We start from the raw sequence: 24,850 nt of genomic DNA on the forward strand, positions 1-24,850 counted from the left end.
TCGGAAATAACGCCTATCTGTCGTATCGGTGCTTTGCTTCATGTCTTTAGGTCTGAGAGAAAATAAACTTGTTGCCCATAGAAAGAACGCAGGGGTATAGTGATTATGTGGAGGGATTATGCAAATCGAAATCGGATGGCTTGTTCTCGCCGCAGTGATTACGGCATGCATCGGCTTTGTATTGTATCGTTGGCAAAGGCCTAGACTTTCAAAGCCGTACCTTGTGGTGGCCGCTGTTGCGATGCTCTTTGCAGTGTATTACATATTAAATGTGGTGTTTGGAAGCGGTAGAACCGGGTGGCCTTGAGCCGCGAAGGAAGTTGAATCTATGAATGAAACTGTCAGAATTATTATTGCACTTGTGGCCGCAGGCGGAGCGGGAGGTCTGTTGGTTTGGAAGTTCAAGAAGAACTGCCTTCCGTGAATGCTTACATATGCATCCATCGGCGTAGGTGTCGCCGTATTTTATCTTTTGAAGATTTTTTTGGGTTAGATTGAGTGGACATTATTTTTCTTCCCAGTCTTTTACTTCGTCCCAGAGGGCATTCATTTCATCCAAATTTAATTCAGAGAAAGTGAGATTACGCATTTCAGCTAATTCTTCCATTTTGCCAAATCGTCCCAGGAATTTTTGGTTGGCAAAATCTAGTGCACTGTTGGCTTTGATGCCTTTTCGTCTTCCCAATTCAACCAACGTGAAAAGGTAGTCGCCGAATTCTTGTTCCGAGGCCTCTTGATCGTCCTTGGCCAAGGCATCCTGCCATTCCTGCCATTCTTCTTTGAGTTGGATTTCTACGGCTTCGTCGGAGTCCCAAGTAAAATTGTTGCGGGCGGACTTGGAATTGATACGGTATGCCTTGAGTAACGGCGGGAGGCCTTTGGGCAGGGAGTCGAAAACCCGTTTTCTGCCGGTTTTTTTGTTTTCTTCCCGTTTGACGTTTTCCCAGTTGTCCCAGAGTTCTTTGATGTCTTTGAAATTCTTGTCGCCGAAAACGTGCGGGTGACGACGAATCATCTTGGCTGCACCGTAATTGATCGAGTCGGCCAGAGTGTGGGCACCTTCTCTTTCATAGAGTGTGGCTATGAACAGGAGAATGAACATGACGTCACCCAACTCTTCCATGGCTTCGGCTTTATCTTTGTTGCGAATGCCTTCGATGAGTTCGAACGCTTCTTCCGCCAAATAGTCGCACATGGAGCGTGGGGTCTGTTCTTTATCCCAAGGACAGCCGTCCGGGGCGATCAGGGCATCTATGATACCAAGCAGTTCTTTCATGGCCTGTGCTGAGGCTTCATGATTCTTTTCGCTCATGGCGAATGCTCCTTCGAAATGGTTTGGGAAAACCGGTTGACTATTGTACGGTTTCGTTTGCTATGCCCAATGCGTTTTTGGCATTGTCCAGCGCTTCTTGGGGTGAAGGCATATCGATGTGTTCGCTCAGAGCGTTGACCAAGTGTTGCGCGTGTGGCGCCAGATATGATTCTTTCAGAATCTCGGCATCAGGAGCGAAGGTTTGCAGGAACATCAGGCCGACAAGGCAGATGAGAATGCCCTCGATGAGCCCAAAGATGCCGCCAGCCGTACGGTCGATCCAGCCGAGTAGAGAAAGTTCCAGTACAGAGCGAATGAGTTTCGTCAGTAACCAGAACACGATCAGCGTACCTATGAAAATCAGGGCGTATGAGAGCGCACTGACCGTGATGCTGTTTTCGATGTACAGTTCCAGGTGAGGTGCGATCAGATGATCGAAGTGTGAGGCCAGAAAAAGGGCCAAGACGATGGCGATAAGTGAGAGGACCTCTTGAACCAGTCCTCGGAAGAAACCGCGCAAGAGAAAAAGGGCAATAATGCAGATGAGAATGATGTCCAGAAAATTCATGCAACCATATCCTTGATCCGCTAAAGTTGTGTCCTGAAAAAAGGCCTAGCAAACTGAGCAGCAAATGTGAACCGAGGAGTTCCTTTTTTTTCTTTTATGTCAATTGAAAAGAGGGTTGGACTTGTGTCTGCATGCGATCTCAGCTACATGAACACGAATAAGGCCTTACGGAGTAAAGAGAACAAGGAGAGGTGGATGCAGGTCCATGAAACAGGATTTCCCGGCCTTCTCGTTTTGACACCGAAAGTGTTTCAGGACGAGCGGGGTTTTTTTTTGGAAAGCTACAATTACGATGCGTTCAAACGTATCGGTATTTCATGTGATTTTGTTCAGGATAATCACGCCTATTCCAAAGATGTTGGAGTGTTGCGTGGTTTACATTTTCAAACACCTCCAAGAGCTCAAGCCAAATTGGTCTGGGTTACCCGTGGTGCAGTGATGGATGTGGTTGTTGATTTGCGCAAAGGCTCTCCCACTTTTGGGAAGTGGCAACATGTTATTCTCAGTAGTGTGAATTTCAAGCGTATGTTCATTCCTGCGGGTTTTGCTCATGGGTATGTCACCATTATGCCTGACACTGAATTTCAATATAAGGTTGATGCTCCCTACTCTGCTGAACACGACGGCGGTATCGTCTGGGATGATCCAGACACTGGTGTGGATTGGGCTTCGGCCTTGGATGGACGAACGCCAGTCCTTTCTGAAAGAGACAAACGGTTGCCCCGTTTGGTGAATTTTAATTCTCCCTTCAACTTTGAGGGTTAATAATATGTCAAATATCGAACGATCCCAAGTCAACTTTGCCCACCCCTGTCACGCTATTATTCTTGCGGGTGGTTCCGGGACTCGATTGTGGCCTCTCAGCAGGAATTTACTTCCTAAGCAGTTGTTGGTGCTGGGCGGCAAGAGCACACTTTTGCAGCAGACTGTTTCTAGAGTGCTTGAAGCGTTTGATCCGGCTAACATCTGGATTGTGACCAACGAAGAACATGTTTTTGAAGTGCGCAAACAGGTGGGAGCCATCGATACTGACCTGAAAGGGCAGGTGTTGGCCGAACCGTTGGGCAGGAATACGCTGCCAGCGATCATGTTGGGGCTGGATAAGGTCGTTGACGCTGATCCGACAGCTTTGGCTGCGGTTTTTCCGTCTGATCATCTTGTTAGTGACGACGAGGCATGGGTGCGCGATCTGGTTAAGGCTTCGTTTCTGGCGGTGGACAATCGTTTTGTCACTTTCGGGGTCAAGCCGCGCAAGCCTGAGACCGGGTATGGATATATCGCGCTTGGTGATAAACTGGACACCGGCGTTCATACCGTGGACGGGTTTGTGGAAAAGCCTGAATACAGTATGGCCGAGAAATTTGTGCAGGAAAACAGTCATTACTGGAATAGTGGTATGTTCCTGTTTTCTGCCAAGCATTTTTTGACACAGGTTGCGAAATGCGAACCTGTTCTCTGGGATTGGTGGATGGAACGAGATACGGCTCCGCTTGTACAGGGATATAGGGAGATTCCCAATATTTCAGTCGATTATGGTGTTGTCGAAAAGATTGACAATATTGCTGTGATCCGTGCCAATTTTGATTGGGACGACCTCGGTAGTTGGGAAGCCATGTATCGCCTTGGCGACAAGGATGAAGATGGGAATGTTATTCAGGGTGATGTTTTGGCCATGGATTGCAAAAAATCCTTGCTGATCAGTGAGGGGGGCAAGCTCGCGGTTGTCGGTGTTTCTGATATGATTATGATCCAGACTCGAGATGCCACTTTGACTTGTACAATGGAGCGGGTCCAAGCCGTGCGCGATGTCGTGGATACTCTCAAGGCCGAAGGGAGCCAGCTTGTTGAGAGCCATCCCACAGTGTATCGACCATGGGGTAATTATATCGTGCTGGAAGAAGGGTCCCATTACAAGATCAAACGCATTCAGGTGAATCCGGGGGCAAGGTTGAGTTCTCAGATGCATCATCACCGCAGTGAACATTGGGTTGTGGTGGATGGGACTGCGGAGGTTGAAGTGAACAATGAACCGCGTGTTCTGGTGGAAAATCAATCGGTTGACATCCCTAAAGCTTCTCAGCATCGCTTGGCCAATCCCGGCAAAGTGCCACTTAATATTATAGAAATTCAAAGCGGACCGTATCTGGAAGAGGATGATATAGTTCGGTTTGACGACGTTTACGGTAGGGTTAAGAAATAAATATATACAGAGGGCGTTGTTGTTTAGCCATTTGAATTATTTGTTTTTTTTAGTGCAAGGGAGATCGTGAAAATTTTCATATTCTCTTGACACGAAATCGATCCGTGCCGTATGGGAATATAGTTCAATTGGTGTGATTTTCACATTAACTTTAGAGTGATGGGGCGAGGTTATGGAGGAGAGAAAAGCATCGAAACGGTGTGGAGGGGCACTTCCCTTTATCATCGGCTTCCTGGCCACCTGTGTGTTGGGCTGGGCTGTAATCCCTGGTATGTTCTACGAAAAAGAAGAACAACCGATTTGGTTCAGCCATGCTATACACGTGGATGGTGAGGGAATGGATTGCGAAAGCTGCCACTATTTCCGGGATGATGGCTCTTATGCCGGTTTCCCGACCAACGAAGTATGTGCTGAATGTCATGCGGTTGATCCTGAAGAAGCAATGGAAGCCATTGCTGAAGAAGGCATCGACCCGACCGACTATGAAGCCATCATGAAAGCAGAATTGGATGCCATTGAGGACAATCTGGCTGCTTCGGATGATGACAAAAGACAAGCTGAACGTGAGTACGTGGTGAAGTATTTGATTCAGGGGAAAGAAGTTCCCTGGTTGAATTACCAAGACCAGCCGGACAACGTTTACTTCTCTCACAAGGCTCACGCTGAGCTGAGTGTTGCCGATTTGGCAGAGATGAAGAAAGAATTGTCTGATGTCGTTGACCCCGCAGTGTTTGAGGGCGAAGCCCCCGAACAGAACTGCAACCTGTGTCATGTAAAGGATATCAGCACTAACGATGTGCCTCCGGCTTTCGAGCGGAACATCCTTTCTGGCTACAGCAAGATGACCATGAAGATGTGGAAGTGCGAACGGTGTCACGCCCTTAAGGGTCAGCCGAACGCCTGCTACACCTGCCATAAGTAAAGGGGTACTGAGAATGAGCGTAGCACGCAGAGCTTTTATTCAGATGAGTGTGGGCGCCACCGTCGGTATCCTTTTTACACCGACGGTATGGAAAGCTCTTGATGATGTCTCCATCTGGACGCAGAACTGGCCCTGGATTCCCACGTTGAAATACGGGGAAGTCAAAGGGACGCCAACCGTGTCCAAGATGTGTGAATCCGGATGTGCCGTGAAGGTTCGCACCGTTGCCGGTGAAGCCTTCGGTGTTGAAGGAAACATGGAAAACCCGCTTTCCGGCGGTGGTGTCTGTCCTCTGTGCGCAAATGGCGTACAGGTTATGAACAGCCCGTCCCGGATCAAGGCTCCCATGTTGGATGGCGAAGAAATCTCCTGGGAAAAAGCCCAGGAAGTCGTGGCCGAGAAGTTGGAAGCCGCCGGCAGCAACGTTGCTGTCATTTCCGGCGACCAGACCGGCACCGTCAATGAGGTCTTCTCCGCGTTGCTGACTGACAAGGGCAGCGACGCATTTTATACCATGCCATGTGACATGCAGGCCGCCGATAAGGCTTGGTCCAGTCTCATGGGTGGGTCCGGTCAGGTCGGTTACGACCTGGAAAATGCGGATGTAGTCCTGCTGGCTGGTGCCGATGCCCTAGAATCCTGGGGTCCGACTGTCGCCAACCTTAAGGCTTTTGCTGCCAATGAGTCCGGTAAGTTCTATTTCGCCGGTCCTATGCAGACTAAAACCGCTTCCGTGACCGATAAATGGGTACCTGTCCCGGCTGAAGGCATGGCTGCTTTCACCCTGGGTATTGCATATTATGTATTGCAGTCTGGCAAGACCACGTCTGTCGCTGACTTTGGTCAGTTCAAGGCCATGGTCATGAACGACTACAGCCCTGCCAAGGTTGAAGCAGCCACCGGTGTTAAAGCCGATATAATGGCCGCTATCGCCAAGGACCTGTTGGCTGCCAGCAACCCCGTGGTTGTTCCCGGTGGTTCTGTTGCCGCACACGGTGCAGCGTTTGCATTGAACCTGCTGCTTGGCGGCGGTATGAAGGCATTGCCTGAATTTGGCAAGGCCGTCGGTACTGCCATGAGCCGTAGCGAAATGCTGAAAGCGGACATTTTGGAAGGTGTTTCCACCGACCTACTGTTCGTTTACGAAGCCAATCCCGCTTACGCTCTGCCTGAGCAGGTCAAGGCTGGATTCACCGTTGCATTCGACTCGGTTAACACTGAGACCACGTCTGCCGCGAATCTGGTTTTGCCGACCCCGCACTGCTATGAGCGGTTCGAGGATCTGGCATCTCCGTATGGTGTCGCAGCTGGTACGTATTCCTTGGGTGCTCCGGTTTCCAAGGCAACTCTGAATGTCAAGAATGCCGCCGACTTTATCCTCGGTTTGGCTGATCTCGGATTTGAGACCTACGAAGAAGTTCTCGAAGCCAAGGTTGAAGCCATTGGCGCAGATATGGATGAGTTGGTCGAAGGCGGCGCATTTGTCGCTGAAGGCGAGGCTCCGGTGGCCGTCAGCATGGCTGCAAGCGAATTGAGCAAGGCTGCCGTACCCGTCAAGGGTTCCGGTGCTGTGGGACTTGCTCCCTATACTTTGCTCAATGTTGGTACCGCCAATCAGGCGACTACCCCCAACGCTCCTTGCACCATCAGCAACAATCAGTTGGTCGGCGACTATTTGGTTGTCATGATGGCATCTGCCACTGCCAAACAGCTTGGCGTGGACGTTGGTACCAAGGTGAAGCTTTCCGGTGGTACCGGTGAGTGTGAAGCTTTGGTCCAGATCTTCGAAGGCGTCCTGCCCGGCGTTGTGGCCGCTCCTTTGGGAATGGGTCATACTGTCGGCGACGAGTTCTCGAAGGGTAAGGGCGATAACGTTTACAAGATCCTCACGGTGAGCTCCGAGGCCGCCGCTGGCGCCTCTACATGGGCCGGTTCCACTGTGAATGTCGCCAAAATCTAGGGGGAACCGACATGCAAACAAAAGAATTCAAAATCAAATGGGGCATGGTCATTGATATTGACAAATGCACCGGCTGCGGCGCCTGTATGGTCGGCTGCCAGGTGGAGAACAATATCGCTCCCATGACTAAGAAAGACCCCTATAATTATGTTCAGGCTTTGACCAAGGATCGCGACGACGCATCCAATAAGCTCAAGACCCTGACTTGGCTGAATGTTTACGAACTGTCCAATGGCAAAGCCTTCCCGGAACATGAGACGGCTTATTTGCCCAGGCCTTGTATGCAGTGCGGCAATCCCGCTTGTGTGCCTGTTTGCCCGGTTGTTGCCACAGAAAAGAACGAAGAGGGCGGCATTGTCTCCCAGATCTACCCCCGTTGTATCGGATGTAGGTACTGCATGGCTGCATGCCCATACCATGCCCGCTATTTTAACTGGTGGGATCCGCTTTGGCCTGAAGGCATGGACAAGGGCTTGAGCCCGGCCGTGTCTCCTCGTCCTCGTGGCGTGGTTGAGAAGTGTAACTTCTGCCACACCCGTTATATGGACGCCAAGGATAAAGCTCGCCAGAATGGCGAGGACCCGATGAATCTGCCGGATGGCGCATATGTGACCGCTTGCGCAGAAATCTGCCCGACCAAGGCTATCACCTTCGGCGATTTGAATAATCCCGAACATAAGGTGCATGAGCTCGCCAAGAGCCCCAGCGCATTCCGTTTGCTTGAGAAACTTGGCCTGGCTCCCCAGGTCTATTACATGAGCAATCGTGAATGGGTCCGTAAGCAGGGTGATAACTACAACGCCGATGGCGGCGGTCACTAGGAGGCTGAACAATGGATAGCAAACTCTTCCCGGAAGGGGTGCAGCGGTGCTCGTTTGGCAAGTTCCTTATCTGGATAGCTGTCATAATGGGCGTTTTCCTCTGGGGGCTCTATGCCGCAGTACTCGTACTGTATAATGGCATTGGCACCACCGGCCTCGATAACTACTTCGGGTTCGGTGCCTGGATTACCTTTGACCTTGCTGTGATCGCTCTTGGCGCTGGTGCTTTTTTCACCGGTCTGCTCAAGTATATCCTTAAGATCAAACAGCTTGAAAAAATCATTAACCTGACGGTCGTCGTCGGTTTCTGCTGTTATGCAGGTGCGATGCTGGTTCTGGTCCTTGATGTTGGTCAGCCGACCCGTGCATGGTTCGGTTACTGGCATCCTAACGTCCACTCCATGCTGACAGAAGTTATCTTCTGTATCACCTGTTACCTTACTGTTTTGATCATCGAGTTCGTCCCGTTGGTCTTGGAACAGAAGCAGCTGAACAAGATTCCCTTCATTCATGCACTGGCTCACAACATGCACGTTAACATGGCGTTGTTTGCCGGTATTGGTGCATTCTTGTCCACATTCCACCAAGGATCTTTGGGTGGTATGTATGGTGTCCTGATCGGTCGTCCTTACGCTTTCCGCGAAGGGTTCTTCATCTGGCCGTGGACTTTCTTCCTGTTCGTACTTTCCGCAGTTGGTTCTGGTCCGGTTTTTACCGTTCTGATTGCCACGCTCATGGAGAAGCTTACAGGTAAGAAATTGGTCGACTTTAAGACCAAGGCTTTGATGGGTAAGATTGCTGGTACGATGCTGTGTGTTTACATGTTCTTCAAGATTCTCGACACTTGGGCATGGGCTTATGGCTATCTGCCTACCGTCGGTTTGACCTTTGACGACATGTTCTACGGCGTTATCTACGGTAAGTGGTTGATGTTCTCTGAAATTGTGTTGTGTGGTGTTGTTCCGGCTATTATGTTGATTGTTCCGGCCATCCGTAATAATCCGACATTGCTGTACACCGCAGCCATTTTGGACTGCATTGGCGTGTCCCTGAACCGTTATCTCTTTACGGTCCAGACAATCGCTTTCCCGGTTATGCCATTTGACGAATGGCAAGTGTACTACCCGAACTGGGTTGAGTACGCCACGTCCATCATGATCATAGCTTTTGGCTTCTTGGTCCTGTCGTTCGTGTACCGCTACCTCCCTCTGTTTCCGCAAGAGCGTAAATTGAATTAGGGCGTAGCACCCATTACAAAAAATAGACCCGCTCTTCGTGAGCGGGTCTTTTTTTTGTGGTAGCCCCGGCTTTCGATAGCGGCGCGTCTCCGTCGTTTGGAAGGTTGAGTCTGGCCTCACTGTACTAAGGTACAGTTGCGGGAATTCAAATTTTTCCGCCTAGAACCTACACTACTCTCGAAAGCCTCACGGCATGGTGAGATCGGATAAGTTTTTTGTGTGAAGGAGTCAGGACGCTACGCTGCTGATTTTAGGGGAAGGGCTGGATGACGTCAGAAAGAAAGATAAGAAATTGTATTTTGTTCAGAAATGGAGTGGTTTGTTTGAGAAAATAGAGCGAGCTAGTGGGAATATAAACCGTTTCGAGCGGAGCGAGCTATTAAAGTTTGGGAGAGTCCAGAGAACCCTTTTCAAAGGATTCTCTGGTCCCGCCGAAGGCGCCCACCGGGAGGGTCACCCGAGGCTTATGTCAATTTTTCGAATGCCCTACGCATGGAGACCGCAGCCAAAATGGTACGCTCTGTCAGCGAGGCGGTGACCATGTACTCATTGTGCGAGTGGTCCTTGCCGCCAGTGGGGCCGAGACCGTCGATAACCGGAGTTCCTGCATTGGCGATGAAGTTGGCGTCTGAAACACCACCTCGTGCGCTTTCCTGAACCGGGATATCTAAATCGGTACCGGCGGAAGCCACTATTTCGTAGAGGCTGGCTATAGCCGGACTGTTCTCCATGGTCGGCCTTCCCGGTATCACTTCCAGTTGGCAGTTTGTGCCGGGAATGGTCGGGGATGCCGCTGATTTTTCAATGGCCTCACGGAGGATTACGCCTTCTAGCTCATTCCAGTACCTACATTCGATCTTGGCTTTGGCCGAGGGAGCGATAGTGTTCGGCCCTACCCCGCCTTCAACTAAACCGACGTTGACCGACACGCCTTTGGCGGCATTATTAAGCGTTTCAAGGGCAATGGTTTGATGCGCCATTTCAAGAATGGCACTGGGTTTCGGGCCGGTCAGATTACCGGAATGACCTGCTTGACCAAGGATTTTCAAGGAAAATGATACTTTCCCTTTTCGTGCCGTGACGATTTTTCCGCCAGGGCTGGAGCATTCGAAGACAAAGGCCATGGCCGCTTTTTTTGCTTCTTCGATGATGAGGTCCTGCGAATGTGGTGAACCTATTTCTTCGTCTGAGTTAAAGACAAAAGTGATCGGCATATCACCAAGAAGGCCTGCTGCATCAAGAGCTTTGAGCGCATAAATACCGACGACCAGCCCTCCTTTCATATCCACCACGCCGGGGCCGATGATGGTATCGCCATCCGGGCGGAAACAATCGAATCCATCTTCGGGTGGAAAGACTGTGTCCATGTGACCACAGAGTAGAAGGCCGCGCTTTTCAGATTGGGCTGCGTTTTGCGTGACTAGATTGTCGCCAACAACGTCTCGTTTTTCGCGGTGCACAATGAATCCCATGTCGGTCATCACGCTTTCAAGGACCGTGGCTACGGCATCAGTCCCCAGTTTATTGGGCGTGTAGCTGTTTATGCATACGATCTTTTTGAGCAGGTCCATCATTTCCTGCTCGTGATTCGTGATGTATGTGCGAATGGTATTGAGCATTATTTCTTGCCGTACTGGTTGAAGGCAAAATTGGTATCATTGCCATAACCTTCTGGATCGGCGTCAGGATAACGGACTTCGCCTCCCCACGGCTTTTGGAGAATGACAGCTCCGTCTTCGCGTCCTTGAACATTGTCGCGGTGGAGTGGAATTTTTCCGCCAGCCGCTGCGATATAACGAGGGATGGCATCGCCAGAAATATTGCCGTACATGCCTTCCACAATATCCCGACCTTTTTGGATGGGGACGCGCATATGGTAGTACTGAGGGTTTCGGTAGGAGCAGTTAAAGATGTAGTATGGGCGTATGTATGCTTCCTGAATAGTCTCGCACAGGTGCCACATTTTGACTTTGGAATCATTGATGCCGCGCAGTAGGACTGCCTGATTGAGCACGGCGGAGACTCGTTTGGAAATGTCTTTGAACGCTTGTCGGGAAACGGGGGTGATTTCTTGAGCCGTGTTGATTTGTGTAACCACGCGCACGGGCTTCTTGTCATTGCTTTCTTCCAGAATGTCGAGAAGCTCGGCATCAATGCGCTGCGGGGTGGTGACTGGTACACGGGTACCGAGGCGTTTCATCTTGATGTGGTCGATGTCATCCAGTTTGCCGAGCAGCCAACGCAGGGAACTGTTGGACAACATGAAGGCGTCACCACCGGTAATCAACACGTCACGAATGGCCGGTTTTGAAGCGATGTAGTCTAAGGCTTCCTGATAGGCGGCCTTGGAGAATGTACGGTCAGATCCGCCGATGTGGGCAATGCGTAAACAGTGTGTGCAGTACATGGCGCAAATGTTGGTAGATTTGAGGGCCACCACACGCGGGTAAAATTGGTCAACAAGGCGGACTGGAGAGTGGTCTGATGCTACGGGTGGAATTTCTTCACCTACAGTGTCGACCATTTCTGCGGTGGGAACCGCCTGAAGGATGACGGGGTCATTGGGTACAGGCTGAATCAGACTGGCATAATACGGCGTCATGCGCATCCGATATTTCTCGGTGATGCGGGCAACATCTTGAATACAGTCGTCAGGAAGGTCGAGGCATTTTTGCAAGGTTTCGGTATTGTCGATGCAGTTGCCAAGTTGTCCAGAAAAGGAATTCCAGTCGTCGTTTGTCATGCCCAAAACTGATTTGATACGGGTCTGGTTTTCGAGAATTTTGTCCCAGAGTTGAATACCGCTTGGGGCTTCAGTGTCCTTGCGTGCCAAGTAGTCTTTCACACGCAGGCCTGCGTCAGTGATGATCTCAAGGGCGCGGCCTACGCGGCCACCGATGGTCACGGAGTGCTCATCGATCTCGACATGCTTGGCACACAGTTCGACAAGGTTTTCACGGGTCAGGCCGTAGGCTTCGTAGCCGGGACCGCCTGCTGTTTTGGCATTTTTGAGAGCGTGGAACAGGGCCACGATAGGCGCTGTGCCATCACTCGCTGTGGCGTCGGCGTAAAGCTGTTGCATGTTGGTGGAATCGACATCGGTTGCAGTACCGTTGCCGGAAATCTGTTCAAGCAAGTCCGTAGTAAAACCATCCAATTGAAAAGCCATGTCAGTACCTATTTGTTTCCCGGTTGACGATGGATTCCGCCAACCTGTTTGTTCCTTTTTTCAGCTCTTGAAGCATATCCTTGCGTGTGGCTGCAACAGCGGCCACGCGTCCTAGAAATGTTCCGGCTTTGACCAGAACATTTTCTCCTGTGTGTTCAAGGACGATGTGCCCGTGTAGCCCGTCAACGGCCGTTTGAGCGAAAAGAGTGCGCTCCGGCAGGCTTTGTTTGATTTCGCTGGTGGTAACAACATCCGTTTCTACCTTGTGATTGAAAGTCCCCCAGTGAAGATTGCCGTTGATAATGGCGTCAAAGTCCGGTTCTTTTTTGTCTGTGGGGAGTTTGTCATGGAGGACAGCGTGTGCTTCCATGTCGAACAGGCTGGGTGCTCCTTTAGGGAGCAATTGCTCCAAAGCGCTGCAAAACTCCATGGTTGTTCCCTGTTTGCGCGCGTTGACTTCGATGAAAAATATATCTTCGTTTTGGGTAACGATATAATCGCATCCATAGATGCCCCGGAATCCAAGTTTGCCGAGTTCTCGGCCAATTGCTGCGGTGTAATCGCGCAGGTCTGTTTGTACGCTTGCAGGTAGTACGGATGGAAACGTGGAGCCACGGAATTTGTTGCCATCCACTATGTTCATGTCCGCGACACCGGCTACGTATACTTCGCTGTCATTGCCGACAACGGCCAAGACTGTCGGGTCGTGTGTGTGCGGCGTGTATCCACTTATAAGGTAATGTGTCTCTGGGCAGGTGAAGCGGCCGAGTGCATCGTCAGCACATTGGCAAACCATGCTTTGGGCGCCACCGGCACTGTGGCTGGCCGAAACGAACATACCGTGAGGAGAGCGTTCTCCAAGTTCTTTGAGCCCTTGCTCCAATGCCTCGGAGCCGCAGCAGATCATGAAGTCGACCACTGGGGCCACCTTGGAAAAAGTTTCGTACTGCCATGTTTTGTCATTAAGGTGTTCGATCAGATCAGCTTTTGGGCCGAGTAGGGTGACCATGTCCTTGTGTCCAAGGTTCAACTCTGGACGGCTTTCAAACATCCATACAAAAACGTGATCCTGTTGTTCAAGCAGGGTTTTTAGCAGGGAGTTGATATATGCCGATTTTGATAGTTTGTCAGAAAAAATAGACATGGGAGTTCGGTAGGCGACTTTTCGCCCGGCAGCTTCTATTTCGGCTTTTGCGGTTGGATTGAATACCGCGAGATTGTTGAATGCCGTGGTGTCGATAAGGTCGGGGGCGATTGATATGGCTTTGAAGGGGGTGTTGAACTCCCGTTCAAGGGCTTTGGCGACAAATTTATTAAGTCCGTACGCCTTCAATTCACCAATAAAAAGGAAATATGTGACGGTGGGGTCCAGATGAATATTCGTAAAGTGGAGTTCGTCCATGTCTGGTCAGTGCTTTTTAAAATGTTCTATAGGTTCATTCTGCCAATTTTAACTACAAAAGCTGATAAGCGATTAGCAGAAATCAATCGGCCTGTCTCTAATTTTGGAATAACCCGTTGCGAAAAAAAACGTTTTTTGGTAAATCGTTATGTCAGCTAGTAATCTTATGCGTCTTGTTTGACGGAAGTGGTAAACTGGCTGTTATTGTGTTTTTGTTGAATCCTTTGTGGCTTTCATTATGGATCGGGCTTTGAGAGGGGCTTGATCGATTGGGTTAACTGATTTTGTTCTGGAGGAACTGAGAATGAAAAAACTTCTGTACGTGGCCATGCTGTTTTGCTTGGGTTACATGCTCACCGTTGTCCCCGCGTCGGCTGGTAAAACTAAATTTGTGACCATCGGTACCGGCGGTATCACCGGTGTTTATTATCCGACTGGTGGCGCTATCGCCAAGATTGTGAACAAAAAAAAAGATGTCTACGGTATCCGTGCTACGGTTGAGTCCACCGGCGGTTCTGTGTTCAACGTCAACGCCGTTATGGCTGGCGACCTCGAATTTGGTGTTGTTCAGTCCGATCGTCAGTACCAGGCCTTTGAAGGTATTGCAGAATGGGATGGCAAGCCTCAGAAGAAGCTGCGTGCAGTTTTCTCCATTCACCCTGAGTCCGTGACCTTGGTTGCTGGTGCTGACACTGGTATCAAAGGTATCAAGGACCTTAAGGGCAAGAAAGTTAATATCGGTAACCCCGGTTCCGGTCAGCTTCAGAACTCCATTGATGCTTTGGCTGCTGCTGGTTTGACCCTTGATGACATCGATGCTGAAAAAGTCAAAGCTGCTGAGGCCCCTGGCCTGTTGCAGGATGGCCGTATCGATGCATTCTTTTACACTGTTGGTCATCCCTCCGGTGCGATCAAGGAAGCATGTGCTGGTGCTCGTAAGGTTAATATCATACCTATCACTGGCGTGGATTCCCTGTACGAAAAGTTCTCTTACTATGCTCCTTCCGTTATCCCCATGAAGAATTACCCCAGCGCAGCCAATGCCGGTGCCGATGTGCCTAGCTTTGGTGTGAAGGCTACTTTTGTGACCTCCTCTGATGTTCCTGATGATATCGTTTACGCCATCACTAAGGAAGTCTTTGAGAATTTTGAAGAATTCAAGAAACTGCATCCCGCATATGCTGTCCTGACCAAGGAAGGCATGTTGCAGGGGCTGTCTGCTCCGATTCACCCCGGCGCAATGAAGTACTACAAGGAAGCCGGCCTCAAATAAGGTCGCTCTTCTTACGCATTATCGTGACCGGACGGCTTGCCGTCCGGTCGCATCTTGCGCAGGCCGAACCCGGCCGTGCTGCCGCCGTTTGCAGGGGAGCTTGCAAGCGGCTCTTTGATTTTTCGCCACAATAGCGACCGAGGGAGAAATGGTAGATAAGACTTTAGACGACAACAATGTAAAAGGGGTGGAATACGCCCGCGAACTGGCCGAAGCCGAGCACGGCTTGCAAGGCGATAGCGTTGGTGTCACCAGAACATTGACCATTGCCATTGCTATCATGTGGTCGTTGTTCCAGCTTTCCATAGCCAGTTGGTTGATTATGGATACCCTCTACATCAGGGCATTCCATTTGGCGTTTGCTATTCTGCTTGTCTTTTTGAATGTGCCCATGATGAAGGGGAATCCCAAGTGGCGGCCTGACCTCAGGTTCCTCATGATCATGAATCGCGTGACTATTCTAGATTACATTTTGGGTATACTGGCGGCCTTTGCTGCCTTGTATATATTTATTGATTACGATGGAATCTCCATGCGCTACGGAGCTCCTACCACCAGAGATATCCTCTTCGGACTCATGCTGGTCGGTCTATTGCTTGAAGCTACTCGGCGTGTCATTGGGCCTGCATTGCCTGTGATTGCCATTTTGTTTTGTATGTATGCGTTTCTTGGACCGTATATGCCTGATGTCATCGCCTTCAAGGGTGTCTCCTTGAACCGTTTTATTGGACAGATGTCCATGAGTTCAGAAGGTATTTACGGGATTCCGTTGGATGTGTCTGCGACAATAGTTTTTCTGTTTGTGTTGTTCGGGACCATGCTTGAGAAGGCAGGGGCAGGGCATTTCTTCATTCAGTTGGCTTTGTGTATTCTTGGAGGATTCAAGGGCGGACCAGCCAAGGCTGCAATTCTTGGTTCCGGTTTGACTGGTATGGTTTCCGGTTCTTCCATTGCCAACATCGTGACTACTGGTACTTTTACCATCCCATTGATGAAGAAGGTCGGTTATCCGGCGACCAAAGCTGGCGCCATCGAAGTCGCCGCATCCACAGATGGTCAACTTGCACCGCCTATTATGGGGGCTGCGGCCTTTATCATAGCCGAGTATGTCAACGTGCCATATATTGAAGTCGTCAAGGCGGCTGCGGTTCCGGCTTTTGCTTCGTACGCGGCCCTTCTTTATATCTCGCACATTGAGGCATCCAAGCTCGGTTTGTCCGGCATACCGCGTGCGGAACTGCCGAAATTCATCCCGACGCTTATGTCCGGTTTACATTTTCTCTTACCGCTCGGCATGCTGCTGTACGAATTGATCGCCTTGCGTCATTCTCCGGAATTGGCTGCTTTCCGGGCTATTCTCGTGCTTATGGGTATCATGCTGCTGCAAAAGCCGATCAGGGCGAAGCTTGCGGGGCAGCCTCTTTTGCCGGCTATCCTGCAAAGTGTGAAGGATATCTTCCTTTCCATGGCTGAAGGTGCGCGGAATATGGCCGGTGTTGCCATGGCAACTGCTGCTGCCGGTATTATTGTGGGCGTTGTGGCTCTTGGGCTAGGCGGATTGATCACACAGATCATCGACGTCCTATCCGGTGGCAACATCTTCCTGATGCTTGTCATTACGGCCATGGCGAGTCTGCTTATCGGAATGGGATTGCCTACTACGGCTACTTATATTGTCATGGCTTCGCTTACTGCGCCTGCCATTGTCAGTATTGGTGGTTTGCAGGGCTTTCTTGTACCGCTCATGGCAGCACATTTGTTCTGTTTTTACTTTGGTATTTTGGCGGACGATACTCCGCCAGTCGGCTTGGCTGCGTATGCGGCTGCGGCGATTGCCGAAGCTCCACCCATACAAACGGGCCTGCAGGGTTTTATGTATGATATTCGTACGGCTATTTTACCGTTCATGTTCATATTCAACCATGACTTGATTCTGCATAACGTCGATAGCTGGCCTCAAGGCTTGCTGATTTTTGGTATGGCGTGCGTTGGTAACTTTGCGTTTGCTTCGGCCACACAGGGGTGGTTTATTGCCAAGAACAGATTCTACGAGATACCGATTCTGCTTACTATTACCATGGTTATGTTCAGGCCGGACCTTATTTCCCGCCTGGTTGGTCTGCCATATGATATGCGTTATTGGGTCTATCCGGTTGGCTTAATTCTGTGGGGTGTGATGTGGGTGATACAGCGACCGAGACAACAGAAGGCCGACGCCGCCCTGGCGTAAGCGTGCAAGGAGACTCTTATGCCTGAATTCAATGACTACAGGAAAATGGTTCAATGCGAGCGATGCCGTGAAACCTTCTCGGATGATTTGGAAAAATGCCCTGTGTGCGGATGTGACGATCTGACAGGATATAAGGTTCCAAATCCGTTTTCCAGATTGCCTATGGAGCGGGTACTTACCGCTACCGGACATCTGATGTGGGTTGTGGGGCTGCTTGCCTGTTTCGTTCTGTTGTGGAACACCAATTCGGACGACGCGGCGCGGAACTGGATGTTTGCTTTGGCCGGGTTTGGCGTACTGCTGCTCAGTATGGTTATTTCGGTCACTCTGTTTGGACTTGGTGAATTGCTCAAACGGGTAATTCGTATTCAACGCAGGGTTCGTGCATTTATGCAGGATCAAGCAAACCACGAATAACTCTTAATCAAGCGTTAACGAAAGGGAGTCCTTGGGGCTCCCTTTTTTTTGTGGATAAGCGAAATGAGTGAAAGTGACAAAGATGTGAGAGGGTGCTGGAGTAAGTGTCGTGAAAGCAACTGCATCTTGACTTTTTTCGTTTTTTGGACAATATTTCCTTTCTGTTCAAGAAGCTCGCCCGACTGTCGGGAATGTGACATGTCGGTGGGCTTTTTTTGTTTTTTCTTCCAAAATTTACTCTGAGGAGCAATCTTCAAATGGCAATGATAGAAGTGCAGAAACTGCACAAGTGGTATGGTGATTTTCATGTATTACAGGGGATTACCGAATCCGTGAATAAAGGAGAGGTGCTTGTCATCTGTGGTCCTTCCGGTTCCGGTAAATCCACGTTTATTCGCTGTATCAATCGGTTGGAGGAGTATCAGAAAGGTCAAATCCTTTTTGACGGCAAAGATATCTTGGATAAGGATGTCAACGTCAACGATTTGCGAGCCGAGATTGGTATCGTGTTTCAGCAGTTCAATCTGTACCCCCATCTGACAGTCCTGAAAAATGTGACCTTGGCACCCATCAAGGTTAAAAATGTTCCCAAGGAAGAGGCCGAAAAAGTCGCCCTCAGCCTGCTTGAACGCGTTGGTATTCACGATCAGGCGCACAAATATCCTGCCGAACTTTCCGGTGGTCAGCAGCAGCGAGTGGCTATCGCCCGCTCTTTGGCAATGAAACCCAAGGTTATGCTTTTTGACGAGCCGACTTCTGCCTTGGATCCGGAAATGATCAACGAAGTCCTCAACGTCATGAAGGATCTGGCCCGTGAAGGCATGACTATGTTGTGTGTTACTCACGAAATGGGCTTTGCCCGTGAAGTATGCGACCGAGTTCTGTTCATGGACGGTGGTGTTGTGGTGGAGCAGGCTCCGCCGGATGAATTCTTTAAGAATCCCAAACACGAGCGTACGAAGAACTTCCTGAAGGAAATTCTTTAATCGGTATATACATTGAAACTCTAAGAGAGAGGAGAGGGTTAATGAAACGGTTGGTAATTATTTTGGCTTTGGTGCTGTCGTTCATGTTTGCCGCGAGTATTGCTTCCGCTGGTAAGATCGAAGACGTGAAGGCAAAAGGCGTGCTGACGTGCGGCGTCAAGGATTCCGTTAACCTGTTCGGCTTCATTGATGCCGATTCCAAGGAACTGGTCGGTTTTGACATCGACATTTGCAAGTATATTGCTTCCAAGCTCGGCGTGAAGACTGAGTTTAAGGTCGTCACCTCCAAGAACCGTATTCCGATGCTGGTTCAGGGTTCCGTGGACATGGTTGCCGCTACCATGACTCACAAGTTCTCTCGTGATGAGCAGATCGACTTCTCCATTACCTATTTTATGGATGGTCAGAAGATTCTCGTGAAGAAAGGCTCCGGCATTGCTTCGGCTGCTGATCTCGCGAATAAGAAGGTTGGTACTGTTAAGGGTTCCACTTCTGAAAAGAACATCAAGAATGCACAGCCCAAGGCACACGTCATTTCCTATGACGAATACCCCCAGGCTTTCATGGCCCTGAAGCAGGGCAAGGTCAAAGCTGTGACCACCGATTCCGGTATTCTTGCTGGCCTCAAGGCCGGCGATGATAATCCTGAGAAGTGGGAAATCGCTGGCGAATTTATCGCCTCTGAGCCTTACGGTCTTGGTTTGCCTCAGAACGATTCCGCTTTCCGTGATTTCGTCAACAAGTGTCTCAACGAGATGTGGTTAGACGGCACCTACCAGAAGCTGTTCAAGAAGTGGATGGGTTACGATCTTCCTGAAGGTTGGACCATCGAACTTTGGCCTATGTAAGGCTTAGATCGATTGATATGCCGGGGACGCCAAGTGCGTCCCCGGCTTTCCCTTCTTCCAACAGCAACCATGGATGGAATTTTGGATTACAATTTTCAATGGGCCAAAATGTTTTCCGGCGAGCCAGCCTTGTGGATGTGGGAGGGCTTTACCACGACTTTGCAAATCTCTGCGATAGCTTTAGTCGGGGCGATGTTGCTTGGTATTTTTATATGCATTCTGCGGATGACTCCTTTTAAGCCTTTGCGGTGGTTTGCTCTGGCTTACACAGAATTTTTTAGGAACACTCCGCTGCTAGTGCAGATATTCTTCTGGTACAATGCGTCGCACTTTGTCATTCCCGCTGGTATCAACGAGTGGATGAATGATCTTTATTATTGGTTTCCCGGACCGTTTGCCGTACTCGGTCATGAATTTGTTGGCGAGTGGGTTCTGTTCAACGTGGAGTTGATCACAGGCGTTATCGCTTTAACCGTCTACACTTCGGCTTTTATTGCGGAAGAGATTCGGGCAGGTATTTTTTCCATTCCCAAGAATCAGCTTGAGGCGTCCCGTGCTGTTGGCCTTTCTTTTTTGCAGGGCTATCGTTATGTGATTATGCCCCAGGCTCTGCGTATCGTTATTCCGCCGCTCATTTCACAAGCACTTAACCTGATCAAAAATTCATCCTTGTGTATGGTTATCGGTGTGACCGAGATGATGTTTCAGGCGACTCAAATCGAGTCGTATCATGCCATTCCGTTCGAGGCGTTTTCCGTAGCCCTGATGATCTATCTGGCTATCTCCCTGGTGGTTTCGTTCTGTATCACCATGTATAACAAGCATTTCATGATTCAGGTCATGTACTAGGGGGCGGGCATGCATTGGGATATCGTCATTGACAACTTTGATTACTTTTTGTGGGGGCAGACCAAGTTTGATTTAGTTTTTCCTTTTATTCATAATGTGGGCGGTATGTTGTCCGCTATCATCATGGCCGGTTTGGGAATCTTTGGCGCGTTCTGGATTGGCATGGCCGCAGGGCTTATGCGTCTTTCCAAACGTTGGTGGCTCAAAATTCCCGCAGTTCTGTATGTTGAAATGGTTCGTGGCATGCCGTTGTTGCTGCTTATTTTTTGGTTCTTTTTTCTGGCTCCAGTTCTTATTGGTCAGTCTTTGCCCGCATTTTCGACGACCGTATTTTGTTTCATGATTTTTACCGGTGCCTATGTTGGTGAAATTGTGCGCGCTGGTGTGTTGGCTTTACCGAAAGGGCAGCTTGAGGCTGCACGTGGTTCCGGGTTGTCACAGGTACAGGCAATGTGTTTTGTTATTTTGCCCCAGGCGCTTAGAAATATGATTCCTTCTTTTGTGAATCAGTTTGTTTCTTTGACCAAGGATACGTCTTTGGCGGCCATTCTGGGCGTTAACGAGTTGACTCGTACCGGTGTTCAGGTGGATAATCGGGAAATGGTCGCTTCATTTGAAGTCTGGATTACCATTGCCGGTTTGTACTTTTTGTTGTGTTTCCTTTTGACTTCCTACAGTCGACGCCTGGAAGCTCAACTGTCTCGATATCAGGCAAGGGATCGCTAGACTGTAAGGGTGATCGTCCGAAAATTTGTAATAGTCGTACCGAGGCGGTCCGGGAATTGTGTGAAGTATGTTCCTGACCGTCTCTTTTTTCGATAAAAATGTTTTAAGAATGAATAAAAAATGTACCTCGAAGGAGGTCCTTTTGGCAGAAATAACAATTCAGAATTTTAAAAAACCTGAGGATATTGAAGCGGAATCTTTTCGAATTATCGATTCTGAGGTTCCTGAACCACGTCTATTCTCTGGTGCGAAGTGGGAAATTGTACGTAGAATGATCCATACTACAGCTGATTTTGAGCTTCTTGGATTAGTCAGATTTCAGGAAGGTGCAGTAGAATCAGGTATTGCGGCAGTGAAAAAAGGTGCCACGATTGTTACTGACACCGAGATGGCCAAACGGGGCATGCCTGTTCGTCGACTGGATCCATTGGGCTGCACCGTCCATTGTCTTATTAATGACACACGGGTGGTAGAGCGCGCTCAACGTGAAGGGATTACCCGAGCAAAAGCTGCGGTTGATGTTGCCGTGGTTGAAGTCAAACCGGAAATATATGTTGTTGGGAATGCGCCGACTGCGCTCATCCGACTTGTGGAACACGTTGATAATGGGACTGTGTCACCAGCATTAGTGGTTGGGATGCCCGTTGGATTTGTGAATGCTGCAGAATCAAAGGCCTTGCTAATGAGCCGGAATATTCCTTATATTTCTATCGAAGGACGGAAAGGCGGGAGTGCCTTAGCGGCCTGTGTTATTAATGCAATGGCGGTTATGGCGTTGTAGCTTTTTCGATTTTTAGCTGACAAAAAAAGTGTTTTGGATGAATTTCCAAGACGCTTTTTTTTGTTTTTTCATTTTAAGTTTGTAAAGGGTACCCAAAATTTTTTGAAAAACGCTGGACACGCGGGGAAATCCTGTTAGGAGTTCAATTGAGTATCTTGAAAAAGTGACATGTACGAGAGTGACATTTTTGTAAATTCAGGAATGCGACCTGAAAGAATCTTTCACGAGTTGGAAGGAGCTATGGCTAGAAAAAACAAAGGGAAGAACAAGGTTACCGTGTACCCGGACTGGTGCAAAGGCTGCGGCATCTGTGTCGAGTTTTGTCCGGGCAAGGTGCTTGAGTTGAATGATCAAGGGAAATCCTCGGTTGTTCACGAAGAGAACTGTATCCGTTGCGGCTTTTGCGAGTTGCACTGTCCCGATTTTGCTATCGTGGTCAAAGACAAGGATCCCGAGAGCGGCAAAAAGGCTGCCAAGGAAGCGGAATTCAAGGCTGCCAAAAAGAACATAACCGGGAAGGGGGCGTAAACGATGCCCAGACGCAAGAAACGTAAGGAAATTTTCGCCCTTGGCAATGAGGCTGTTGTCGAAGGAGCTTTGTTGGCCGGGTGTTCGTTTTTCGGTGGGTATCCCATCACTCCGTCTTCCGAGATTATGGAAATAATGGCTGCTCGCCTACCCAAGATCGAAGATGGTGTCTTTATTCAACTTGAAGACGAGATCGCCAGCATGGGGGCCATTATCGGTGGCTCTCTGGCCGGTCGAAAAACCATGACTGCCACAAGTGGGCCGGGCTTTTCGCTTATGCAGGAGAATCTCGGGTATGCGATTATGGCTGAAGCCCCTTTGGTTTTGGTGAATGTCATGCGCGGTGGCCCTTCAACCGGTTTACCGACCTGTCCGGCGCAGGGTGATGTTCAGCAGGCCCGTTGGGGAACACACGGTGATCATCCGATTATCGTGTTGTCGGCCTCCAATGTGCAAGAGTGTCTTGATATGACAATTACTGCATTCAATATGGCTGAAAAATACCGGACTCCCGTTATTTTGTTGTTGGATGAAGTGACTGCGCATACTCGTGAAAAAATCGAATTGCCTAATGAGGGCGAGTACGAAGTGTTTTCTCGGACTGTGCCGTCTATGCCGCCGGAATGGTATAAGCCGTATGAAGAGACCGTACGCGGTGTCCCGCCTATGCCTGCCATTGGGGCCGGCTATCGTTTTCATGTGACTGGTTTGACGCATGATCGTAATGGATTTCCTACGCAGCGTCCTGAAGAGGTCATTGAGCTTATGGATCGTATCCATCGCAAGATTGACCAGTTCTTCTACGACATTCAGTTGGTGGAAGAAGTTCAGACAGAGGACGCAGAGGTCGTGGTTATCGCTTACGGCTGTGTGGCTCGTTCCGCTGAACTGGCCGTGCAGCAGGCACGTGAAAACGGGGTGAAAGCCGGACTGCTCAAATTGAAAACCCTGTTCCCGTATCCCAGACGGCATACCGAAAAGGTGCTTGCCAAAGCCAAGACACTGGTGGTGCCTGAAATGAATATGGGTCAGATGTCTCGCGAGGTGAAGCGTGTAAATATGGGCCAGGCTGCAGTCAGGACCATCAATCGCGTGGACGGACAGATCGTCACTCCCGCGGAAATCCTCAAGGTCATCATGCAGGGGTAGTGACATGAGTAATTTTACCGGAAATGAAATAATCCATCAGTATCTGAGGCATAACAAGAAATTCCCGCATGTTCTGTGCGCTGGTTGCGGTCACGGTATCGTGCTGGGAACCTTGATTCGTTCAATTCACGCTTTGGAAATACCCAAGGACGACGTGGTTGTTGTGGCTGGTATCGGCTGCTCAGGTCGCCTAGCCGTATATGTGGACTTTAATACTGTCCATACTACTCACGGTCGCGCTTTGAGTTTTGCCACGGGCATCAAGATGGCTAATCCGAAGCTTAACGTCATCACCATTATGGGGGACGGCGATGCGCTGTCTATCGGCGGCAACCATCTTATCCATGCGGCTCGTCGAAATATCGGTGTCACCGCATTGGTTTTGAACAATAATATCTACGGCATGACCGGCGGGCAAAGTTCTCCGGCTACGCCTGTCGGGTCCACGACCATGACCAACCCATATGGGCAGCTCGATAATAGCTTTGATACCGTGGAATTGGCTAAGGGCGCGGGTGCCAACTATGTGGCACGCGGGACGGTTTTTCATGTGAACAAGCTGGAAAAGATTATGACCGAGGCCATTAAACGTCCCGGTTTCAGTGTGGTGGAAGCCATCACGCCGTGCCACACCCAGTATGGTCGCAAGAACAAGTACAAGAGCCCTGTGGATATGTATAAGTGGATGAAGAAGAATGCCATTCCGATTGAACGCTACAACGAACTCTCTGAAGACAAGCGTAAAGATCGGATGCCCATTGGCGTATTTGTCGAACGGGATCGCCCCGGCTTTGAGGAGAGTTACCAGAAGTTGCAGTCGAACTTTCTGGCGCAGGCCGCCAAGGGAGGCAAATAATGAAACCGCAGCAAGAACTTGAGCGTTTCGAGATTCGGTTTTCCGGTCTGGGCGGTCAGGGTATCATTACTTTGGGCAAGATCATGGGACAGGGACTGGCTCTCGGCCATGGCTACAACGTCACCCAGACCCAGAGCTATGGTCCTGAGGCGCGTGGCGGGTCCAGTAAGTGCGATCTGGTCATAAGCTCAGGGCCCATCAGCTATCCCAAAGCCGAAAATTTGGACTTGCTGGTGGCATTGTCTCAGGAAGCCTGCAACACATATTATCCCTATCTGAAACCGGGCGGGGTGTTGGTGCTGGAATCTGATCTGGTTAAGCAGCCGCCTACCAATCAGTTCCTTGGCTTGCCGTACACCGCGCTTGCCAAGGATAAAGTTGGTATCCTTCAGGCCATGAATACTGTGGTTCTGGGGTCTCTGTCCTTCCTGCTTCCCTTTGTCAATCAGGGGGCCATGCGCAAGAGTTTGGAGTCCGTACTGCCACCCAAGATCAAGGCCATCAACACCAAGGCTTTCAACCTGGGCCATCGCCTCGCCAAGAAAGAATGGGGTGATGACGTCGGCGAAGCATGGCGTGATGAATAGCCTGTAAATGTACGTCTTTTATAATAGA

The 24,850-nt window shown here is 49.8% G+C and carries 23 protein-coding genes; 18 read left to right on the forward strand and 5 right to left on the reverse strand.

Annotated elements, in window-relative coordinates:
• Nucleotides 1-505 precede the first annotated feature (505 nt).
• Both mazG and SYK_RS00790 read right to left on the reverse strand, forming a co-directional pair.
• Nucleotides 506-1,312 carry a nucleoside triphosphate pyrophosphohydrolase gene (mazG, locus tag SYK_RS00785; RefSeq protein WP_281761726.1) on the reverse strand — a complete coding sequence of 269 codons (807 nt, stop codon included), beginning with the start codon at nucleotides 1,310-1,312 and terminating at the stop codon, nucleotides 506-508.
• 40 nt (nucleotides 1,313-1,352) lie between these two features.
• Nucleotides 1,353-1,880, reverse strand: coding sequence for a CvpA family protein (locus tag SYK_RS00790; RefSeq protein WP_281761727.1), 528 nt, complete (start codon nucleotides 1,878-1,880; stop codon nucleotides 1,353-1,355).
• A gap of 195 nt (nucleotides 1,881-2,075) precedes the next feature.
• On the opposite strand from SYK_RS00790, the gene rfbC reads away from it, so the two are divergent.
• From rfbC to qrcD, 6 genes are all read left to right on the forward strand, one after another.
• A complete protein-coding gene (gene rfbC / locus SYK_RS00795) occupies nucleotides 2,076-2,645 on the forward strand; it encodes a dTDP-4-dehydrorhamnose 3,5-epimerase (protein WP_281761728.1) in 570 nt (189 codons plus the stop codon).
• Nucleotides 2,646-2,649: 4 nt separating this feature from the next.
• Nucleotides 2,650-4,080 (forward strand): mannose-1-phosphate guanylyltransferase/mannose-6-phosphate isomerase, encoded by a 1,431-nt coding sequence (locus SYK_RS00800; RefSeq protein WP_281761729.1) that lies wholly within the window; start codon nucleotides 2,650-2,652, stop codon nucleotides 4,078-4,080.
• 172 nt (nucleotides 4,081-4,252) lie between these two features.
• Nucleotides 4,253-5,002, forward strand: a complete 750-nt coding sequence (locus tag SYK_RS00805; protein WP_281761730.1) for a cytochrome c3 family protein — start codon at nucleotides 4,253-4,255, stop codon at nucleotides 5,000-5,002.
• A gap of 13 nt (nucleotides 5,003-5,015) precedes the next feature.
• On the forward strand, nucleotides 5,016-6,962 hold the full coding sequence (qrcB, locus tag SYK_RS00810; RefSeq protein WP_281761731.1) for a menaquinone reductase molybdopterin-binding-like subunit QrcB: 1,947 nt from the start codon (nucleotides 5,016-5,018) through the stop codon (nucleotides 6,960-6,962).
• A gap of 11 nt (nucleotides 6,963-6,973) precedes the next feature.
• Nucleotides 6,974-7,783: a menaquinone reductase iron-sulfur cluster-binding subunit QrcC gene (gene qrcC, locus SYK_RS00815; RefSeq protein WP_281761732.1), complete on the forward strand. Its 810-nt coding sequence runs from the start codon at nucleotides 6,974-6,976 to the stop codon at nucleotides 7,781-7,783.
• An 11-nt stretch (nucleotides 7,784-7,794) separates the two neighbouring features.
• Nucleotides 7,795-9,021, forward strand: coding sequence for a menaquinone reductase integral membrane subunit QrcD (gene qrcD, locus SYK_RS00820; RefSeq protein ID WP_281761733.1), 1,227 nt, complete (start codon nucleotides 7,795-7,797; stop codon nucleotides 9,019-9,021).
• Between the two features lie 464 nt (nucleotides 9,022-9,485).
• On the opposite strand, the gene SYK_RS00825 is transcribed toward qrcD, so the two are convergent.
• Genes SYK_RS00825 through SYK_RS00835 form a run of 3 tightly spaced genes read right to left on the reverse strand, consistent with a single transcriptional unit; the run spans nucleotide 9,486 to nucleotide 13,592 of the window.
• Entirely contained in the window at nucleotides 9,486-10,640 is a 1,155-nt protein-coding gene (locus SYK_RS00825) for a M20 family metallopeptidase (protein WP_281761734.1), read from the reverse strand.
• On the reverse strand, nucleotides 10,640-12,190 hold the full coding sequence (locus tag SYK_RS00830) for a KamA family radical SAM protein (protein ID WP_281761735.1): 1,551 nt from the start codon (nucleotides 12,188-12,190) through the stop codon (nucleotides 10,640-10,642). Before SYK_RS00830 ends, SYK_RS00825 begins: the two co-directional genes overlap by 1 nt.
• Before the next feature lies 1 nt (nucleotide 12,191).
• Nucleotides 12,192-13,592, reverse strand: coding sequence for an ATP-grasp domain-containing protein (locus tag SYK_RS00835; protein ID WP_281761736.1), 1,401 nt, complete (start codon nucleotides 13,590-13,592; stop codon nucleotides 12,192-12,194).
• Between the two features lie 304 nt (nucleotides 13,593-13,896).
• On the opposite strand from SYK_RS00835, the gene SYK_RS00840 reads away from it, so the two are divergent.
• The 12 genes from SYK_RS00840 (at nucleotide 13,897) to SYK_RS00895 (ending at nucleotide 24,822) form a co-directional block, all read left to right on the forward strand.
• Entirely contained in the window at nucleotides 13,897-14,865 is a 969-nt protein-coding gene (locus SYK_RS00840) for a TAXI family TRAP transporter solute-binding subunit (RefSeq protein ID WP_281761737.1), read from the forward strand.
• Between the two features lie 148 nt (nucleotides 14,866-15,013).
• Nucleotides 15,014-17,095 carry a TRAP transporter permease gene (locus SYK_RS00845; RefSeq protein ID WP_281761738.1) on the forward strand — a complete coding sequence of 694 codons (2,082 nt, stop codon included), beginning with the start codon at nucleotides 15,014-15,016 and terminating at the stop codon, nucleotides 17,093-17,095.
• Nucleotides 17,096-17,113: 18 nt separating this feature from the next.
• The gene (locus SYK_RS00850) at nucleotides 17,114-17,512 is read left to right on the forward strand and encodes a hypothetical protein (RefSeq protein WP_281761739.1); all 399 of its coding nucleotides are present in this window, start codon (nucleotides 17,114-17,116) and stop codon (nucleotides 17,510-17,512) included.
• A 257-nt stretch (nucleotides 17,513-17,769) separates the two neighbouring features.
• Nucleotides 17,770-18,498 (forward strand): amino acid ABC transporter ATP-binding protein, encoded by a 729-nt coding sequence (locus tag SYK_RS00855; RefSeq protein ID WP_281761740.1) that lies wholly within the window; start codon nucleotides 17,770-17,772, stop codon nucleotides 18,496-18,498.
• 41 nt (nucleotides 18,499-18,539) lie between these two features.
• Nucleotides 18,540-19,346, forward strand: a complete 807-nt coding sequence (locus SYK_RS00860) for an ABC transporter substrate-binding protein (RefSeq protein WP_281761741.1) — start codon at nucleotides 18,540-18,542, stop codon at nucleotides 19,344-19,346.
• Nucleotides 19,347-19,427: 81 nt separating this feature from the next.
• Nucleotides 19,428-20,195 carry an amino acid ABC transporter permease gene (locus tag SYK_RS00865; RefSeq protein ID WP_281763298.1) on the forward strand — a complete coding sequence of 256 codons (768 nt, stop codon included), beginning with the start codon at nucleotides 19,428-19,430 and terminating at the stop codon, nucleotides 20,193-20,195.
• Nucleotides 20,196-20,204: 9 nt separating this feature from the next.
• Nucleotides 20,205-20,921 carry an amino acid ABC transporter permease gene (locus SYK_RS00870; RefSeq protein WP_281761742.1) on the forward strand — a complete coding sequence of 239 codons (717 nt, stop codon included), beginning with the start codon at nucleotides 20,205-20,207 and terminating at the stop codon, nucleotides 20,919-20,921.
• 109 nt (nucleotides 20,922-21,030) lie between these two features.
• Nucleotides 21,031-21,702 carry a precorrin-8X methylmutase gene (locus SYK_RS00875; RefSeq protein ID WP_431194138.1) on the forward strand — a complete coding sequence of 224 codons (672 nt, stop codon included), beginning with the start codon at nucleotides 21,031-21,033 and terminating at the stop codon, nucleotides 21,700-21,702.
• A gap of 240 nt (nucleotides 21,703-21,942) precedes the next feature.
• Nucleotides 21,943-22,230 carry a 4Fe-4S dicluster domain-containing protein gene (locus SYK_RS00880; protein ID WP_281761743.1) on the forward strand — a complete coding sequence of 96 codons (288 nt, stop codon included), beginning with the start codon at nucleotides 21,943-21,945 and terminating at the stop codon, nucleotides 22,228-22,230.
• A gap of 3 nt (nucleotides 22,231-22,233) precedes the next feature.
• Entirely contained in the window at nucleotides 22,234-23,379 is a 1,146-nt protein-coding gene (locus SYK_RS00885) for a 2-oxoacid:acceptor oxidoreductase subunit alpha (protein ID WP_281761744.1), read from the forward strand.
• Between the two features lie 4 nt (nucleotides 23,380-23,383).
• Nucleotides 23,384-24,235 carry a 2-oxoacid:ferredoxin oxidoreductase subunit beta gene (locus SYK_RS00890; protein ID WP_281761745.1) on the forward strand — a complete coding sequence of 284 codons (852 nt, stop codon included), beginning with the start codon at nucleotides 23,384-23,386 and terminating at the stop codon, nucleotides 24,233-24,235.
• Nucleotides 24,235-24,822, forward strand: coding sequence for a 2-oxoacid:acceptor oxidoreductase family protein (locus SYK_RS00895; protein WP_281761746.1), 588 nt, complete (start codon nucleotides 24,235-24,237; stop codon nucleotides 24,820-24,822). The genes SYK_RS00890 and SYK_RS00895 overlap by 1 nt, the downstream gene beginning before the upstream one ends.
• Nucleotides 24,823-24,850 lie beyond the last annotated feature (28 nt).

Source organism: Pseudodesulfovibrio nedwellii (assembly GCF_027923765.1).
Lineage (GTDB): Bacteria > Desulfobacterota > Desulfovibrionia > Desulfovibrionales > Desulfovibrionaceae > Pseudodesulfovibrio > Pseudodesulfovibrio nedwellii.